The sequence below is a fragment of the Streptodolium elevatio genome, assembly GCF_040649515.1.
Lineage (GTDB): Bacteria > Actinomycetota > Actinomycetes > Streptomycetales > Streptomycetaceae > Yinghuangia > Yinghuangia elevatio.
On the sequence record NZ_JBEZFP010000053.1, the window covers coordinates 36,424 to 53,629 of the forward strand.

The following is a 17,206-nucleotide window of genomic DNA, read 5'->3' on the forward strand; positions in this document are numbered from 1 at the left end:
GGTCGCACACGACGCGTCCCCGCGCGGATCCGCGCAGGTCGGCGTTAGTCTCGGCAGCACGGCGGGCTGGAACCGACGCCGGTTCCGGTACGCAACAGACCGCCCTGACCACGCACGTGTGGCCGGGGGTGCGAGGAGGATGGGGGCGCGTCGATGAGCATGCTCACTCCCCGCGGAATGCGGGGGCAGTACAAGATCACCGGCAAGCTGTACCCGCGGATGACCCGCCGCCGGCGCAAGTGGCCCGTCATCGTGGCCTGCCTCGTCGCGCTCGCGGTCCTGAGCACGGGTGCCTGGGCGGTCTACCACTACACCGCGGACGACAAGAACAACTCCGCCGGCAAGCAGTGCACGCCGAAGCCCTCCGGCTCGCCGACACCGCCCAACACGCAGCCGGTCGCCCAGACCGGTGCCCCGGTCGGCGCCCCTGCCGACCTGCCGGCCGCGAACACCATCAAGGTCAACGTCTACAACGCGACCGACCGCACCGGTCTGGCCAAGACCGTCGCCGACGAACTCAAGGCGCGCGGCTTCGTGATCGGCACGGTCGCCAACGACCCGCTGCGCCAGCCCAAGTCGCCGGTGATGCCCGGACCGGGCCAGATCCGCGCGGGCGTGCCCGGCAAGTCCCCGTCGTCGGTCGTGGGCGCGCACGCGGCGGGCATGCAGCCGGTCGAGGACGCGCGTACCGACGCCTCCGTCGACCTCGTCCTCGGCGAGACCTTCCAGGCCCTGGCCACCCCCGACGCCGCCGCGGCGGCGCTCGCCCCGGCCGCCCCCGCACCGGTCGGCCCGGCCCCCGCGAACTGCTGACCCGAACCGGCCACCGTTCCTCGCTCGTCATGCCCCGCCCCGCGGGGCATGACTGAGGTATGGGCTACCGCATCCTCGCCGACGCGGCCATGGCCGTGCACTTCGCCTTCCTCGTGTACGTCGTGGCCGGCGGCTTCCTCGCCTGGCGGTGGCCCCGCGCGCTCTGGCCGCACCTGGCCGCCGGAGTGTGGGGCGTCCTCATCCTGACCGCCGGCATCGAGTGCCCGCTGACCGCCGCCGAGAACTGGTCCCGCGACCGGGCCGGCGGCAACCGCCTCCCGCCCTCCGGGTTCATCGACCACTACATCGAGGGCGTCGTCTACCCCGAGCGGTACACCCTGCTCCTGCAACTCCTCGCCGTCGCCTGCGTCCTCGCCTCCTGGTCCGTCCCCCTCCGCCGCCGCCTGACCAGCCGCCCCCACCCCCAAAGCCGCGCCTGACCCAAACAGCAGCCCCGGCAGTCCAAGCAAAAGAGAAGACCCGGCCGACAGACAATCGACCGGGCCGCATGAGACGGGAGCGAGACGAAAGCTCGCCCAAACGGCGTCAGCCCCGACCGGAGTACGGTCGGGGCTGACGGTTTTGCTGCTGAGAGCGGTAGCGGTGGGATTTGAACCCACGGAGGAGTTGCCCCCTCACACGCTTTCGAGGCGTGCTCCTTAGGCCGCTCGGACACGCTACCGAGGGAGAGCCTACCCGACGTCACCCCGTGCCCCGAAACCGGTTTGCCGGAAGAAGGTGCTGAGGACGGTGCCGCACTCCTGTTCCAGGACGCCGGAGACCACTTCGGGCCGGTGGTTGAGGCGGCGGTCGCGCAGGACGTCCCAGAGGGAGCCGGCGGCGCCGGCCTTTTCGTCCCAGGCGCCGAAGACGACGCGGTCGACGCGGGCGAGCACGATTGCGCCCGCGCACATAGTGCACGGTTCGAGGGTCACCACGAGGGTGCAGCCGGACAGGCGCCATTCGCCGACCGTGCGGGCGGCTTCGCGGAGGGCGACCACTTCGGCGTGCGCGGTGGGGTCGCCGTACGCCTCGCGCTCGTTGCGGCCCCGGCCCACGACCTTGCCGTCGCGGTCGAGGACGACGCACCCGATGGGGACGTCGCCGGTGGCCGGGGCCCGGCGCGCCTCGTCGAGGGCGAGGCGCATCCACGGTTCGTACCGGGTCCGGACCGGGCCTCTGCGGTCCCGGTCCGGGGTGGCCGGCGGAACCGTCAACGCACGGTCTCCAGCTCGTCGGCGCAGCCGAGGCGTTCGGCGATCACGATGAGGGCGTCGGCGGGCAGGCGGCCGCCGCCGCCGAGGTCGGTCAGCTCGTCGGGGTCGACGCCGAGGTCCGCGAGGACCGTCTCGTCGCCGGCCGGGCCGGGCGGAGCGGCCTCTTCGTCGTCGTCCGGGTCGTGGCCCAGCACTTCGGCGGTCAGCAGGGTGTCCCCGTAGGCGCTGCGGGCGACCGCGGCGGCGTCGGAGACGTAGATGCGCGGATCCTCCTCGCCGTCCACGCGAACGACGGCGAACCAGGTGTCCTCCTGCTCGACGAGCAGCAACACCGGTTCCTCGTCGACCGACGAGGCGCGTGCGAGATCGGCGATCGCGTCGAGGTCCTCGACATCGTCGAGGTCGACCTCTTGCGCCTCCCATTGGTGCTCAGTGCGCACAAGCACTGCGGCGAAGTACGCCACCGGACTCTCCCAGGTCGTCAGACTCGGCGCGGCCGGCTTCCCGGTCCGCGCGCCCTGCCGTGTTGTCGGGTTCCGCCGTCCCCCGGCTCGCGTGCCGGGATCCCCGCGGGCCCGGAACCACGGATGTGCTTCCCTCACGCATCGTGGCAGAAACGGGGGCGCCTGCGCGCGGATTGGCGGCCCGGGTCACGCGTGCGTCGCGGGGCTCGGGCGTGCGGGACGGCGGGATCAGTACCGGAACGTGCGCATACGCATCATCTGGCGCAGCCGGGCGGTCCGGGTGCGCCGCGGCTGGATCCGCTCGCGGAGCTCGTGCGCCTCGGCCAACTCCCGTAGGAACAGGGCCCGTCGGCGGCGCCGTTCGGCGTCCGTCTCCTCCGGGCGGCCTTCCGGTGCGCGTACGGCCGACTCGACCGACGGCAGGCCCGCCCCCGGGGGCGCGCCCTCGACGGGGTCGGCGGAGTCTGCGGGGACAGCAGTCGCGGACAGGTCGGCGGGGTCGGTGCCGAGCGGGTCCGCGGGGGTGCGGTCCGCAGGGGTGCGAACCGGGGCCCTGCCGTCCTCGACCGCGGCGGTGGTGGAGGCAGGGCGCCGGACGGAGGTCTTGCGCGAGGCGGACGCGCGGCGGCGCGGGCGCGTTCCGGCGGACGCGGGCGACGGCGCGGCCGGGCCGGCGGCGTCCCTGGTCTCGACGGCGGACGCGGGCCGATCGGACACGCTGTCGGTCACGCGCGCGGTGGTGGCGGGCCGGACGCCGTTGGCGGCAGAGGCGGACGCGCGAGCGGACTTGGCAGTCCTGTCGGCGGTTCTGTCGGCGGTTCTGTCTGCGGTCCTGTTGCCGGTCGCGCCGGTGGCCGGGTCGGCGGCCGCGGCGGCCGGCGGGTTCGCGGACTTCGCCGCCTTGCCGGTGGCCTTGTTCACGCGCTTGGCGGAGCCGCCGCGCCGCGCGCGGGTGGACCTGGCCGGGGGGTCGGCCTGGGAAGCGGCCTTGCCCGATGTCTCGGATGCACCGCCGCGCGCGGCGGGCCGGCGCCCGGAGGCGGTACCCGAGGCCGGCGCCGGAGCCTCGCCTGACGGGCTTTCGGGAGCGGTCGAAGGCGGGCTGGTGGCAGGGTTTGCGGCCGTACGGGTCCGTGCCGTGCTGCGCCTTGGCTGGGCCATGGGTCCCCTCGCGTCCCTGTCGTGTTTCGTCCCGACTCCCTTTAACCTGCCCGTTCAGCGGGTTTTACGCCACCGCAGTCCAGATCCGTGCGGGTGAGCGGATACTGTCTCACCATGCGGATTCACGTCGTCGACCATCCCCTCGTCGCGCACAAGCTCACGACCCTGCGCGATGAGCGCACCGACTCGCCGACCTTCCGGCGGCTGGCCGACGAGCTCGTCACGCTGCTGGCGTACGAGGCGACCCGCGACGTCCGGGTGGACCGGGTGGACCTGCGGACCCCGGTGTCCGCGACCACCGGCGTGAAGCTCTCGTACCCGCGCCCGCTCGTGGTGCCGATCCTGCGCGCCGGACTCGGCATGCTCGACGGCATGGTGCGGCTGCTGCCCACCGCCGAGGTCGGTTTCCTGGGCATGATCCGCGACGAGGGCACGCTGCAGCCGTCGACGTACGCGACGCGCATGCCGGACGACCTCACCGGGCGGCAGGCGTACGTGCTGGACCCCATGCTGGCCACCGGCGGCACCCTGGTCGCCGCGACCCGCCTGCTGATCGAGCGCGGCGCCCGCGACGTCACGGCGCTGTGCCTGCTCGCCGCCCCGGAGGGCGTCGAGGTGATGCGCAAGGCGTTCGCGGACTCCGAGGTGCCGGTGACCGTGGTGACCGCCGCCGTCGACGAGCGGCTGAACGAGCACGGCTACATCGTGCCCGGCCTCGGCGACGCGGGCGACCGGTTGTACGGCACCGCCGGCTGACCCGGCGAAGGACCAAAGACCCCGCGAAAGCGGGACGTCCGCCGGATGCACAACCGTCCGGTACGGCGCATGCTTGATGGTGTGCCCGGGGCTGGGCAGGAGCCCCGTCGGCACCCCGGGACTCCAGGCCGATGCCTGCGACGGTTCGACCCACCGTTGCTCCGGCCGGGTCCCCTGCAGAGAAGAGGGAGCGACCGATTCCCCCCGCGGCCGCTCCCTCTTCTTGTCGTTCCCGGCCTCTTTGGGGATCTCTTTACGGCTACCGCCGCGCCCGGCGGACGGACTTACGGGTCATTGCGGTGCATACTCGTACCGCCCCGTTTCGCTTCCCCGGCACGAACGGCGTGGAGGCTCGCCGCAGTCCGCAGGGACCGGTATCAATGAGGGTGAGCGTCGGGCGGCGCTCCTCAGGGGAGGCAGGACGATGCAGGTGCAGGCCAAGAAGATCTTCGGCGTACTGCTCATAAGCTTCGTCGTCTATACGATCATCGCCACACCGGACAAGGCCAGCGACCTGATCGCGCAGTGGTTCTCGGCGATTTCCTCGGCTTCCAAGTGGGTCGGCAACCAGATCGGCAACCTGGCGAACTGAGCCGGACCGACCCGCAGCCGCCCCCGGAAACCCCGCCGCCCGAGACCGCGAGAACCCGCCGCCGATGCTGGACCCGTCGATATCCCCCAAGACCGTGCAGCGGTACCTCCTGCCCGCCGAGAAGTGCGTCGTGGCGGTACGCCGCCACTGGTCGATCCTCATCCGCCCCGGCGCGGCCGCGCTGGGCGCCGCCGCGCTCGCCCTCGCGATGGCCTGGTACTTCCCGGAGGAGAACGCGGTCGTGCACCTCGCGGTGTGGCCCGCGGTCGTCGCGGCGGTCCTGTGGGCCGGCTGGCATGTCATGGTCTGGCGGCACGACTACTTCTTCGTCACCGACCGGCGGGTGATGGTCACCCACGGCGTGCTGACCCGCCGCGTGCTGATGGTGCCGCTGGGCAAGGTGACGGAGCTCAAGTTCCAGCGCTCGCTGTCCGGCCGGATCCTCGGCCACGGCACGCTCATCCTGGAATCGAACGTCACCGAGGACTCCCTCAAGGACGTGCAGTATGTTCCGTGGCCGGACACGATCTATGTCCGGATGTGCGACCTGATGTTCGATTCCAAGGAGTAGGCGAGACATGATCCGTCACCTGGTGCTCTTCAAGCTGGACGAGGGTGTCTCGCGCGACGAGCCGCGCGTGGTCGCGGGGCACGAGGCGTTCGCGGCGCTGGACGGCGTGATCCCCGAGCTCAAGTCGTGGCAGTGCGGGTGGAACATCACCGTGCGGGACATCGCGTACGACTACGCCATCGTGTGCGACGTCGAGGACCGCGACGCCCTCCAGCGCTACATCGCGCACCCGGACCACCAGGCCGCCGCCGGGCGGTGGCGCGAGTTCGCGACGTGGGTCGTCGCCGACCTGGAGAGCTGACGGCGCGGTCCGAACGACCCCGACCCACGGGTAACTTGCCGCGATTTCCGGCTCGTTCGGCACAGCATTTGCCCGCTTCATCACCGGTTGCCCGGTGGCCTACGTCCGAGTTGACGCGCTTCACCTGACAAATCCAGGATGTCGCAAGGGGTTTGGCCGCCGCGCACACCGGTATGTGGGTAGCGAACGACGGCCGCCCGGACCTGACGGACGGCCGACCAGGTTCGGCTCCGATGAGGAGGTGGGCTCTCCAGTGCTGCTACGCGATGCGTCCGCGGTGGATGCCGCCGAGGCTGACTCCGCACCCCAACCCGTTTCCGTGCCTCTCCCCCGCTCCGGCTCGGCCACCGTGCCGGCCGTGCGGGACGGGTCCGTCGCCCCGGACACCCCCGGGACGGCGCCACGCACCGCCCCGGCCGCCTCCGAGGCCCCGCTCGACACCAGGGTGCTGTCGCGCACCCTGCTGCTGCGTCTGTCGGAGGTCGAGGAGGGATCCCCCGAGCACGCCTACGTGCGCAGCACCCTCGTCGAACTCAACCTGCCGCTGGTGCGGTTCGCGGCGAACCGCTTCCGCAGCCGGACCGACCAGTACGAGGACGTCCTCCAGGTCGGCACCATCGGCCTGATCAAGGCGATCGACCGCTTCGACCCGCACCGCGGCGTGGAGTTCCCGACGTACGCGGTCCCGACGATCATCGGCGAGATCAAGCGGTTCTTCCGCGACACGTCGTGGAGCGTCCGCGTCCCCCGCCGTCTCCAGGAGCTGCGCCTCGCACTTGCCGAGGCCACCGAGGAGTTCTCGCACAAGCATGACCGCGCGCCCACCGTCGTCGAACTCGCCACGCACCTGGGCATGTCCGTCGAGGAGATCCTGGAGGGCATGGAGGCCGCCAACGCCTACTCGCCCGCCTCCCTCGACGCGCACGACCTCGACGACGACCGCGACAACGCGCTGATCGCGCGGCTCGGCCAGGAGGACGAGGCGCTGGACGGCGTCGAGTACCGCGAGGCGCTACGCCCGCTGCTGGCCCGGATGCCACCGCGCGACCGGCAGATCATCATGCTGCGGTTCTTCGGCAACATGACGCAGTCGCAGATCGGCGAGCGCCTCGGCATCTCCCAGATGCACGTATCGCGTTTGCTGGCCCGCGCGTTGGCCCGGCTGCGCGCGGACTTGTCCGCGTAGCAGGCGAGTCGGGGGCGGCGGGTCGGCGTAGACGCGTCAGGGTCGGCGGCCGGGATCCGGCCGGGAGGGGTCGGCCGGTCAGCCGTCCACGCCGTCGTACCGGGCGAGCAACAGCGCGATGTCGTCGCCCAGTTCGCCGGTACGCCGGGCGATGAGGTGTCCCGCGAGCCCGTCCGGGGTCATGCCCCGGCCGTGCTCCAAGGTCTCCAACATCCACGCCACACCGTCGTCGAGACTGAGCCCGCGCGACTCGACGAGCCCGTCCGTGCAGAGCACCAGGATGTCGCCGGGCTCCAGCACCAGTTCGGTGGCCGGGTAGCGCGCGTCGGTGTCGATGCCGAGCGGCAGCCCGCCCGGCACGTCCACCAGCAGCGTCCCCGCGCGCCCGAGCACGGCCGGATGCTGGTGGCCGGCGCGCACCACGACCGCGCGCCCGGTGCGCGGGTCGAACTCCACGTACGCGCACGTCGCGAAGAGGTCGGTGCCGAGCCCCGCGGTGAGCGCGTTGGTACGGCGCACCACCTCGGCCGGCTCGTGACCCTCGACCGCGTACGCCAGGACCGCGGTACGCAGGATGCCCATGATCGCCGCCGCGTCCACGCCGTGCCCCTGCACGTCGCCGATCACCAGGCCCACGCGTCCGCCCGGCAGCGAGATCACGTCGTGCCAGTCGCCGCCGACCTGCATGCCGACCGTCGCGGGAATGTAGCGCGTCGCGACCGTCAGACCCGCGACGCGTGCCGGGCGTCCCGGCAACAGGCCGCGCTGGAGGCCCGACGACATCGCGTGCTCGTCGTCGTAGCGCCGCGCGCGGTGCAGCGCGCGGGCCAGCAGTGCGCGCAACTGCCCGAACAGGCGGTAGTCGTCGGCGTCGAACTGCCGCTCGCGGTTGTAGGAGAGGACCGCCGTGCCGACGACCTCCCCCGAGGCGACCAGCGGCAGGAAGACCCACGCCTGCTTGCCGGCCGCCCCCGCAAGGTCCACCAAGTGCGGGTAGCGGCGCAGGTATTCGGTGCGCGAGGTGATCGCGAAGGCGCTGCGGCGGCGTACCGCCTCGACGAAGGGCGCGTCCTCGTCGAGCTCCCAGGCCGTGTAGCCGGTCGCGGCGCGCGGCGGATACCCGGCGTGGCCGACGACCCGCAGGCGGCCGTCCTGCACCATGCCGACCACCAGGCCGTCCGCGCCGCACACGGCGGGCAGCCGACGCGCCGCACGCACCACGTCACGTACGGTCAGGGACTCGGCAAGTGCCGCGGTGAGCAGTTGGATTCGCGCCTGTTGCGCGGCGGCCAGCTGGGCGGCCTCGCGCCGCTGCGCCTCTTCGCGCCGCTCGTCGGTGATGTCGACGCAGAACAGCAGCATCTGGTCGGGCCTCGGGTACGCCCGGACCCGGAACCACCGGTCCTCGCCCGGCACATGCAGGATGAACGACTGCGGGCGGCGTTCCTGGAGCGCGGCGAACAGGTGGCGCCCCCACCCGTGGCTGCGCGCCTCGGGCAGCAGCGCGTGCAACGGCCTGCCCAGAATCTCGGCGCGGGGCCGGCGGAAGAGCTGCTCGCTGGGGCTGTTGCAGTAGACGACGCGCCACTCCTCGTCGACCACGATGACCAGCGCCTCGACTTCCTCGGCCTGTCGCGCGAGGCTCAGCCGCAGGTCGGACGCCTCGGTCACATCGGTGACGACGCCGCGCAGGCGGCGCGACCGGCCGCCCGACTCGTTGACCACGCTGCCGCGCACCTCGACCCAGCGGTGCGGGCCGCCGTCGGGGTCGAGCATGCGGTGCCCGGAGCTGAGCCGCCCGTCGCTCGCGAACGCCTCGGCCAGGCTCATCCGCAACCCGGGGTAGTCCTCCGGGTGCAGCGCGCAAAGCACCGCCTCGATCGGTCCGACGTACGCGCCGCGCGAGCCGAGCAGGCCGCCGAGCCGGGTGCCGAGCACGATCTCGCCGCTGACCAGGTCCCAGTCGAACGTCCCGGTGCCGGCCGCGTCCAGGGCTTCCAGGGTGGACTGGAGGTCGGGGCCGGAGCGTGACCGGCGGGAACGCCGTACAGGCGGGGCGGGCGCGGGGCCGGCGGCCACCCGGTCGGGCGCCGACGTACGACCGGCCGCGGCACCGGAGTTGGCCGCACCGGCCGCTCCGTTGGCGCGCCCCCGGCGAAACGGTTCGGCCAGCGGGAGTTCACCGATGCCCGCGACCTCCTCGCCGATCAGCTCGGCGAACGCCCGCACGCGCGCGATCAGCCGCGGGTCGAACCGCATCGGATCGCGGAACGCGACGGTCAGTACGCCGCGTATCGGCTCCTCGCGCGCGGGGGCGCCTATCGGCCCGGCCAGCGGCACCGCGACGCACGATCCGGTGCGGCCGCCCCAGGTCTGCACCTCCCGGCGCGGGTAGCGGGCGGCGCCGGCGACCTGGTCCTCCACCGTGACGACCCGGCGGGTGCGCAGCGCTTCGGTGACCGGCAGGTGCTCGTCGAGCAGGATGCGGCACCACAGGTGCGCGGTCGTGGGCGGGCCGACGAAGTCCATGACGAGTCCGGCCACGCCGCGTAGTTCGGCGATGTCCTCATGCCACAGGTGCAGCATCACGACGCCGACCTGCGACTCTCGGCCGCAGGTCTCGACGAGGTCGAGCAGCAGGGGTTCGAGCGGTTCCTGGAGGCCGGGCCACGACCAGGCAGGTACATGGCCGCCGTTCGGGCGCGGTGCCCCCGCGCGGGCGGCGGCGCTCATCGCGGCGACTCCGGTTCGAGGGGTTGCCGGGAATCCGTTCCCCCGTTCGTCCCCCATGCGCTGCCTCCTCGGTGGTGACGCGATGCCCAGGACGCGCATCCGCCGCGAGCCCCCCACCCCGAGTACGGATCGTGCATCGCGCGGCCACTCTCCCCGGTGGCATATGTCGCGCAAGGTTACGCGGCGGATACCTGATCCGTTGGACAACACACCTATAGCAATAACTGCCGATTCGTGCCACTCGTGAGCATAAACAACTACGTATCTTGATCGACATTCGCCTTGATTTGATCTGTACCCTACCCGAGGCTGTGTGATATGAAGAATTTTGATGGTAAATGTCTGGTTTACCCGAAGCGGTTTGATAAGGACGCGCCTTCTGGTATTGATCTGATGGACACCGACCGGTATCGATCCGGCCAGTCCGGAAAGCACTGCCGGTTCTAGACGATCCCGCGATGAGGTACGGATGTCCGCTCTGCTCGACACCCAGCACGTTCACGACGAACTAGCGCCTCGCACTCTCCCCGAGGTCCCGATCGGGCGGCGGTCGGCCGCACTCCCGACGGCCGACGACCCGGGGCCACTCGACACACTCGAGCCCGATCCCGACGGGCCACGCGACAGTTCCGACGTCCGCAGGATGTCGGCCGTGCTGTTCGTACGGCTCGCCGAACTGGAGCGCGGGACCCCGGAACACGCCCACATCCGCGACCGGCTCATCCGCCAGAACCTCCCGCTCGTGCGCTACGCGGCGAACCGGTTCCGGCACCGCAACGAGCCGCACGAGGACGTCGTACAGGTCGGCACCATCGGCCTGATCAAGGCGATCGACCGCTTCGACCCCCACCGCGGCGTGCAGTTCCCGTCGTACGCGATGCCCACCATCATCGGTGAGATCAAGCGGTACTTCCGCGACAGCGGTTGGTCGCTGCGCGTGCCGCGCCGCGTGCAGGAGCTGTGGCTGTCGCTGTCCGAGGCGATCGAGACGCTGTCGCAGGCGAACGACCGCGCCCCGACGGTGGCCGAGATGGCCGCGTACCTCCAGGTGACCCACGAAGAGGTGGTCGCCTGCCTGGAGGCCACCAACGCGTACGCCCCGTCCTCGCTCGACGCCCCCGACGGCACCGAGGAGCGCACGCTCGCGGACCGCCTGGGCTACCAGGACCAGGCGCTGGAAGGCGTCGAGTACCGCGAGGCCCTGCGGCCGCTGCTGTCCAGGCTGCCGGCCCGCGAGCGCAAGATCCTCATGATGCGGTTCTTCCAGAGCATGTCGCAGTCCCAGATCGCCATCGAGCTCGGCATCTCCCAGATGCACGTGTCCAGGCTCCTGTCCCGCACGCTCACGCGCCTTCGCGCCGAGCTGGGGGACTGCTGAACGCAGGTTCGGGTGGCCGCGAGCCGGCGCGGCACACGCCCTGGGGGGTCGGGGGAAGCCGGGGACAGGACGGAATCCCGCTGTTTCATGGCAGGAAACTCATAGGAATTACAGGGGGGAACCAACGGATTGGTGATGGCCACCCTTCGGGGGAGGGTGCGCTCACCGGTGGGACAGGCCACGTGAACAAGTCCAGGAAGCGACATGTCGCCCCGCCTGGTCCCCACCCCCGACAGCCCGCGGAGGGGGACCGCCCGGACGGGGCGACACGTACGTTCTACGGCGACCGGGCCGTCCGTCAGACCGCCAGCATCCGCAGCTTCAGCTGGGCCAACGTCCACGCGTCGATGCCGAGCCCGTCGCGCAGGTACCGGTCGAACGACCCGTACACCTTCCGCACCTCGTCGAACGCGGCGTCGAGGAACGACGACTGCACACCCAGCATCGGCCGGATCAGGTCCGGGTTCTGCAGCGCACCCGAGGCCACCATCTGCTGGATCGTCGCGTCGATGCTCGGCTTCAGATAGTCGTTGCTGGCGAGGAAGTCCCGGTACACCGTCTGCCGGTCCACCCCGAGCGCGGTCAGGACGACCGCCGACATCCACCCCGTACGGTCCTTGCCGGACGAGCAGTTGAACAGCACCGTCTCACCGCGGGCGACCGCCTTCAGCACCGCGGCGAACTGGGCGCGCTTGGCCGGGTCGCTCACGAACGAACGGTTCACGTCCTCCATGAACTTCGCGGCCTTGCCGTCGCCCAGCATCTCCTGCTGCTTGACCGGGTCGCCGCTGGAGACCGCGCCGATGACGGTCGCGAGCACACCGTTGTCGGACAGCGGCAGGTTGACCGACTCCACGCCCGCGGGCAGCTTGTTCGGACCGTTGCTGCCGATCTCGCCGTTCACGCGGAAGTCGTACGCCGTGTCCAGGCCGAGCGAACCCAACTTGCCCACGCCCGCCTCGGTCAGCTTGCCGAGGCCGTCCGAGCGGAACACCTGTCCGTAGCGAACGGCGAGGCCGCTCTCGGTGCGATAGCCGCCCAGGTCACGGGTGTTGAGCGCACCCTGTGCCCCGACCCCGCGCGGCGCGGTGACCACGCCGTACGACGTGCCGGCCGGAACCACCTTGAAATACCAGCGCTTTGCCGCGTCGAGCCCGTCGACCACCGTGCTCCCGGACCGCGACGCCGCGACGCGCTTCCCCGAACGGGCCGGGTCGCGCGGGTCGGTCGAGGCGTACACGTACACCTCGCCACGGGCCAGCAGGCCCGTCCACGCAACGGTGAACGAACCGTCGGCATTCGCGGCCGCGGTCGCGTCGAGTATCGAGGCGAGCGCCGAGACGGACGAGGACGAGTCGGCGTACCCGCCGCCCGCGGCATCCGAGACGGGAGCGGACGCGGCGGCCGGCGCCGGTGCCGGTGCCGGTGCCGAGGGGGACGCCCACGAGGACGCCGACGAGGACGCCGACGAGGACGCGGCGGTCAGGCCGAGCGTGAGGGACGAAACAAGGGCGACGGTGGCAAATCGGGTGCGGCGAACGCGCATTCGGTGGTGCTCCTGGATCGATTCAGCAGGAAGCGCGCCCGGGATCGCCCGCGAGAACGTACGGGGGTTCGACCGATGCGCGCGGCAACCACCTTAGTGACCGGGCCCGGTCGGACTCCATACGGTTGGGTGTGTAGGTGCACGACGTGAGCGGCGGCACACGGTTTCGCCCGTGTGCCGCCGCTCCGTGTGTCAGGCGCCGTGCCCGTCAGTTGTGCGTGTCAGGTCCTGCGGATCAGATGGTGCGCGTCAGATGGTGAGCATCTGCAGGCGCAGCTTCGCCAGCGTCACACCGTCCAGGCCCAGGCCGACGCGCAGGAACGGGTCGAACGAGCCGTACTGCTTCTGCACCTCGTCGAACGCGGCGTCCAGGTACTGCTTCTGCACCCCGAGCAGCGGGTCGAGCAGGTCCGGGTTCTGCATGAGGCCCGCGTACTTCAGGCCCGCCTTGGTGCGGTCGTTGGCGGCCTTGAGGTACGTGTTGCTCAGCAGGTAGTCCTGCGTGACCGTGGCGCGGTCGACACCGAGCGCGGTCAGGATGACGGCCGACATCCAGCCCGTACGGTCCTTGCCCGCCGAGCAGTTGAACAGCGTCGTCTCGCCGTTCGCGATGCGCTTGATCACCTGGGCGAACTGCGCACGCTGCGACGCGTCGCGGACGAACGACCGGTTCGCGTCGATCAGCAGCTGCTCGGCCTTGCCGTTGCCGAGGGCCTCGGCCTGCTTGACCGGGTCCTTGCTGTCGATGACCTCGTTCAGCTTCTGGTACATGCCGCCGTCCGAGACCGGCACGCGCAGGACCTCGGTGCCGGCCGGGACCTTGTCCTGGCCGTTGAGGTTCAGCTCGAACTCGGTGCGCAGATCGGCGACCGTGTCGACGCCGAGCGTCTTGAGGCGGGCGATGTCCGCATCGGTCAGTTTGACGAGCGCGTCGGAGCGGTAGACCTGGCCGTACTTGACGGTGAGGCCGTACGCCGCCTGGTAGCCGCCCAGGTCACGGGCGTTGCCCGCGGCCGAGAGGCCGATACCGCGCGGCGCCACCGTGACGGCGCCGAGCGGGTTGCGGTCCGGCACGAGCTGGAAGTACCAGCGCTTGGCCGGGTCCAGGCCGGTGACCGTCACGGAAGTCGCCTTCGTGACGGCGACCTGACGGCCTGTCAGGGCCGGGAAGGACGAGTTGGTCGACGCGTACACCCGCACCTCGCCGGCGCGGCTCGCCGTCCACGACAGCTTGACCGAACCGTCCGACGCGGCCTCCGCCGCCGCGTCGGACAGAACGGTCCGGCCACTGTGGGCGGACTGCTGGGAGGGGGCCGCAACGGCCGTCCCGGAGACCGCAAGGGTCCCGGCGGTGGTGCCGAGGGCGAGCGTCGCCACCATTGCGCAGGTGGCGGCTCTTGTACGACGGAGCTTCATTCCACTCCAAAATGGTCGGGTGCCCGCACGCGGGCGCGCGGCGATGCCGCACGGCGCGTGAGGGCAGCACGAGAAGGCCGATGACACGTGTCAGTGCCCGGTCACCGGCCCACCAGGATCAGGTGCGCAGACTGTAAGCGAAAGGGGCGAAAGGATCGAGAGTAGGAACGGGATTTTTGGTGGCCGGAAAGTGAACTGCGGCAACCCTCGGCCAATCCGCCGCGCACGTCACAAGATCGTGTCGGCGACGCCGCCTGGGCGAGACCCCGACGTAACCTCGGTCAAGGGCTCTCGGCGCGCGAATCCGTGCGCCGCACCGCACGATCCGGGCAGGCTAGGACCGTGACGTGACAACCGGTCGGCAGGCCCGGTCGAGATGGACCAGGTCGGCGGATGCGGGCAGCAGATCCGGGCAGGAACAACGAACTTGCCCGGGAGGAAGAGGAGGGAACCGTGCCGGACGGTCTCGACAGGCGCCCCAGCACCGGCGACCGACAGCCGGCCCGGAGAACGGCGGCGCGGGAGCACGACGACGACGAGCTGTACGACGACGAGCCGCGGCGCGGCGGCGACCCGTACGGCGATCCCTACCAGGACGACTACGACGACGTCGGGCAGGACGCCGACGAAGCGGGCGAGGAACGCCCGGGGCCGGTCCGCCGCATCGCGAACTGGCTCGGCCTCGGCGTCGGTTCGGACGAGACGTACGGGGAGCCCCGGAACCCCGGCGCCGACGGGGAAGACGGCGAGGACGACGACCTCTACGGGACGCGTCCCGCCATCCCGCCGCAGCCGAAGTCGCCGCCCCCGCTGCTGCTCGATGACGAGGACTCCGGGTACACCCGGGCCGACGACCGCCGCGACCGGGACCCGTACGACGCGGAGGAAGACGACCGGATCCCCGAGACGCGGCTGCCGGACGCCCGATCCGCGCGCGCCGGAGACGACTTCGACACGTCCGGCGCAGACGGCGATCCGGTCGGAACCGCCGGGGCGGGGCTGCCGCCCGCCGCGCGGCCTCGGCGTACCAGGGCCACCAGCCCCTGGGAGGACATCATGCTCGGCTCGGGCCCACCGCCCGGTACGCCGATGTCCGACGCCCTGCCCGCCGGGACCCTGCCGCCCGACCCCTACGCGGTACGCCCGCCCGCGGCGGCCGCCGACGCACCCTCGGTACCCCTGTCCGAGAGCCCGTCCCGCCGCGCGGGCGAAACCCGCGGCGGCGCGGCGCTCTCCGACTGGCTGGATCCGATGGACCCGGTCGACCCCTTGCACCCGGACGATCCGACCGGGGCATCGTCGGAGGACACCGATTCGGGCAGGACCACGAGCGCGGGCAGTGGCGCCGGCACGGGCACGGGTACGGGCACGGCCATCGGGAACAACACGGTCAGCGAATCGAAAGACGCCGATCCGGACAGCCAGTTCGACGACCCCGGTCCCACCGGAACGATCGCCGCCCTACCCGCACAGGCACCCCCAGCAGCGGCGCCGGGGCACGCCGCCTCGAAGCCACCCGCTCCGCTCCCCCCGCTGCCCGGTGTCTCCACGGCCAAGCAGTCTCCCGCCGAACAACCCTCGGCCGCACAGCAGGTGTTGCCGACGGCCGAGCGGGAATCGCCGGAACCCCGGCGGATGTTGCGGCTGCTGCCCACCCCCGTCCTCTCGGACGGCGGCGGCATGGTCGTCGACGGCGGCAGGATCGGCCAGCTGACCGTACGGGCCGCCGCGGCGCGCGGTGACCTGCACTCCCAGCAGGGCGTACCCCGGCAGAACTGCTTCGCGTCCGGTCCGGACCCGAGCCTGCGGTGGACGATCTCCATCATCTGCGACGGCGTCGAGGGCGGATACGCCCCCGAGTTGGCCGCCCAGGTCGCGATCCGCAGCACCTACCGGGCAGTTGCGCGGATGGTGATGTCGGCCCGCCACGAGGACTGGGACTGGACCACGACCCTCGCGGGCGTGCAGGCCGAACTGCGCACCCGGCTGGCCGAGATCGGCACCAAGGCCCGGACCCTGGGGCAACCGGCCCCGGCCACCCGGCTCGCGGTGCTCGTCACGTCCGCCGAACCGCTGCAGGACGACCGCGTCGACATGGCGGTCCTCGGCGACAGCACGATCCTCCGCCTGGCGGAGGGCGGTTGGCGCGCACCGCTGGGAATGCGCGAGACCCCGACGGACGCTCCCCCGCCCGCACTCCCCGAGCAGGGCACCGAGCACGTACGCGTCTGCCGCACCACCTGGCGTCCCAGTGACTCGCTGGTCCTCATGACCGGCGGATTCGCGGAGTCACTCGGCGCGGAGGGCGGCGTCCTCGCCGCAAGGCTCGCGGAAGACTGGCGGCGCCCACCGGAGTTGCTCGACTTCCTGCGTGATGTGGTGGAGGGCAGCCACGCGGACGACGGCGCGGTCGTCGCGCTGTGGCCCGAACCGTAGGAGCCCCGAAGAAGCACTGAAAGACACACAGAGGGCGGGCACCGTCACCGGGCCCGCCCTCTGTGTGTCGCCTTCGGTCTTTCCTCAGGCGAACGCAAGCACAGCCGCCACGACAACCGCGATGACGGCGACGACGATCACGCCCACAACTACCGGGGAGATTCCACCACTTCGGTGGTGCTCCGCCGGCGGCGCCGGGTTCGGGTTCCCCTGCTCCGCGACGAACGCACGGAACATCTGGGTGCTTGCGGCAGGATCCATCTCATTGTTCTCAGCCATGCGCACGACCTTACCGCGCCGCGCGATGCCCCCAGAACGCAAGTAGGCCCCCTCCACAGGAGGGGGCCTACTCGTTTATCACGCTAATTCCGGCGGCGTCCTACTCTCCCACACCCCTTCGAGTGCAGTACCATCGGCGCTGAAGAGCTTAGCTTCCGGGTTCGGAATGGGACCGGGCGTTTCCTCTTCGCCAAGACCACCGGAAAACCATCGAACACACAAACAACCGACATGTGTACCGAAAATCTTCCAGCCATGCCTGTGACTGTATGAAATTCTCAACTGTGGTTCACACCGAAACCGGTTGCGGTCCGGGAACCACACAGTGGACGCGAGCATCTGAGGACAAGTCCTCGG

At 71.3% G+C, this 17,206-nt stretch carries 16 protein-coding genes, 1 tRNA gene and 1 rRNA gene; 9 read left to right on the forward strand and 9 right to left on the reverse strand.

The genetic code is table 11. The annotated features are described in order from the left end of the window. The first annotated feature begins 153 nt into the window (after nt 1-153). Both AB0C36_RS20795 and AB0C36_RS20800 read left to right on the forward strand, forming a co-directional pair. Nucleotides 154-813: a LytR C-terminal domain-containing protein gene (locus AB0C36_RS20795; RefSeq protein ID WP_358356094.1), complete on the forward strand. Its 660-nt coding sequence runs from the start codon at nt 154-156 to the stop codon at nt 811-813. 59 nt (nt 814-872) lie between these two features. Further along, nucleotides 873-1,253 carry a DUF2784 domain-containing protein gene (locus tag AB0C36_RS20800; RefSeq protein WP_358356096.1) on the forward strand — a complete coding sequence of 127 codons (381 nt, stop codon included), beginning with the start codon at nt 873-875 and terminating at the stop codon, nt 1,251-1,253. A 155-nt stretch (nt 1,254-1,408) separates the two neighbouring features. Here AB0C36_RS20800 and AB0C36_RS20805 read toward each other — a convergent pair. From AB0C36_RS20805 to AB0C36_RS20820, 4 genes are all read right to left on the reverse strand, one after another. Then, a tRNA-Ser gene (locus tag AB0C36_RS20805) sits at nt 1,409-1,495 on the reverse strand. A 10-nt stretch (nt 1,496-1,505) separates the two neighbouring features. Beyond that, a complete protein-coding gene (gene tadA, locus AB0C36_RS20810; RefSeq protein WP_358356098.1) occupies nt 1,506-1,961 on the reverse strand; it encodes a tRNA adenosine(34) deaminase TadA in 456 nt (151 codons plus the stop codon). Between the two features lie 65 nt (nt 1,962-2,026). Next, entirely contained in the window at nt 2,027-2,494 is a 468-nt protein-coding gene (locus AB0C36_RS20815; RefSeq protein ID WP_358356100.1) for a tRNA adenosine deaminase-associated protein, read from the reverse strand. Between the two features lie 228 nt (nt 2,495-2,722). Then, complete coding sequence (locus tag AB0C36_RS20820) at nt 2,723-3,415, reverse strand: hypothetical protein (protein WP_358356102.1); 693 nt, start codon at nt 3,413-3,415, stop codon at nt 2,723-2,725. A 354-nt stretch (nt 3,416-3,769) separates the two neighbouring features. On the opposite strand from AB0C36_RS20820, the gene upp reads away from it, so the two are divergent. The 5 genes from upp to AB0C36_RS20845 all read left to right on the forward strand — a co-directional run bounded on the left by upp (nt 3,770) and on the right by AB0C36_RS20845 (nt 7,061). After that, a complete protein-coding gene (gene upp, locus AB0C36_RS20825; RefSeq protein ID WP_358356104.1) occupies nt 3,770-4,411 on the forward strand; it encodes a uracil phosphoribosyltransferase in 642 nt (213 codons plus the stop codon). A gap of 424 nt (nt 4,412-4,835) precedes the next feature. Next, complete coding sequence (locus tag AB0C36_RS20830) at nt 4,836-5,003, forward strand: hypothetical protein (protein ID WP_358356106.1); 168 nt, start codon at nt 4,836-4,838, stop codon at nt 5,001-5,003. A 64-nt stretch (nt 5,004-5,067) separates the two neighbouring features. Next, nucleotides 5,068-5,574, forward strand: a complete 507-nt coding sequence (locus tag AB0C36_RS20835) for a PH domain-containing protein (protein WP_358356108.1) — start codon at nt 5,068-5,070, stop codon at nt 5,572-5,574. 7 nt (nt 5,575-5,581) lie between these two features. After that, on the forward strand, nt 5,582-5,875 hold the full coding sequence (locus tag AB0C36_RS20840) for a Dabb family protein (RefSeq protein ID WP_358356109.1): 294 nt from the start codon (nt 5,582-5,584) through the stop codon (nt 5,873-5,875). Nucleotides 5,876-6,128: 253 nt separating this feature from the next. Next, nucleotides 6,129-7,061, forward strand: coding sequence for an RNA polymerase sigma factor SigF (locus tag AB0C36_RS20845; RefSeq protein WP_435839085.1), 933 nt, complete (start codon nt 6,129-6,131; stop codon nt 7,059-7,061). A 78-nt stretch (nt 7,062-7,139) separates the two neighbouring features. Here the strand turns inward: AB0C36_RS20845 and AB0C36_RS20850 are convergent, their stop codons facing one another. Beyond that, nucleotides 7,140-9,851: a SpoIIE family protein phosphatase gene (locus AB0C36_RS20850; protein ID WP_358356113.1), complete on the reverse strand. Its 2,712-nt coding sequence runs from the start codon at nt 9,849-9,851 to the stop codon at nt 7,140-7,142. A 412-nt stretch (nt 9,852-10,263) separates the two neighbouring features. Here AB0C36_RS20850 and AB0C36_RS20855 point away from each other — a divergent pair, with 412 nt between their 5' ends. Next, nucleotides 10,264-11,172: an RNA polymerase sigma factor SigF gene (locus AB0C36_RS20855; protein ID WP_358356114.1), complete on the forward strand. Its 909-nt coding sequence runs from the start codon at nt 10,264-10,266 to the stop codon at nt 11,170-11,172. A 298-nt stretch (nt 11,173-11,470) separates the two neighbouring features. Here AB0C36_RS20855 and AB0C36_RS20860 read toward each other — a convergent pair whose 3' ends face one another. Beyond that, nucleotides 11,471-12,718: a tyrosine-protein phosphatase gene (locus AB0C36_RS20860; RefSeq protein ID WP_358356116.1), complete on the reverse strand. Its 1,248-nt coding sequence runs from the start codon at nt 12,716-12,718 to the stop codon at nt 11,471-11,473. 249 nt (nt 12,719-12,967) lie between these two features. Continuing rightward, on the reverse strand, nt 12,968-14,134 hold the full coding sequence (locus AB0C36_RS20865; protein ID WP_358356118.1) for a tyrosine-protein phosphatase: 1,167 nt from the start codon (nt 14,132-14,134) through the stop codon (nt 12,968-12,970). A 453-nt stretch (nt 14,135-14,587) separates the two neighbouring features. On the opposite strand from AB0C36_RS20865, the gene AB0C36_RS20870 reads away from it, so the two are divergent. Next, the gene (locus AB0C36_RS20870; RefSeq protein WP_358356119.1) at nt 14,588-16,570 is read left to right on the forward strand and encodes a protein phosphatase 2C domain-containing protein; all 1,983 of its coding nucleotides are present in this window, start codon (nt 14,588-14,590) and stop codon (nt 16,568-16,570) included. A gap of 84 nt (nt 16,571-16,654) precedes the next feature. On the opposite strand, the gene AB0C36_RS20875 is transcribed toward AB0C36_RS20870, so the two are convergent. Together AB0C36_RS20875 and rrf are read right to left on the reverse strand one after the other, a co-directional pair. Then, nucleotides 16,655-16,849 carry a hypothetical protein gene (locus AB0C36_RS20875; protein WP_358356121.1) on the reverse strand — a complete coding sequence of 65 codons (195 nt, stop codon included), beginning with the start codon at nt 16,847-16,849 and terminating at the stop codon, nt 16,655-16,657. Nucleotides 16,850-16,936: 87 nt separating this feature from the next. Continuing rightward, nucleotides 16,937-17,053: ribosomal RNA gene (gene rrf / locus AB0C36_RS20880) — 5S ribosomal RNA — on the reverse strand. Between the last annotated feature and the right edge of the window lie 153 nt (nt 17,054-17,206).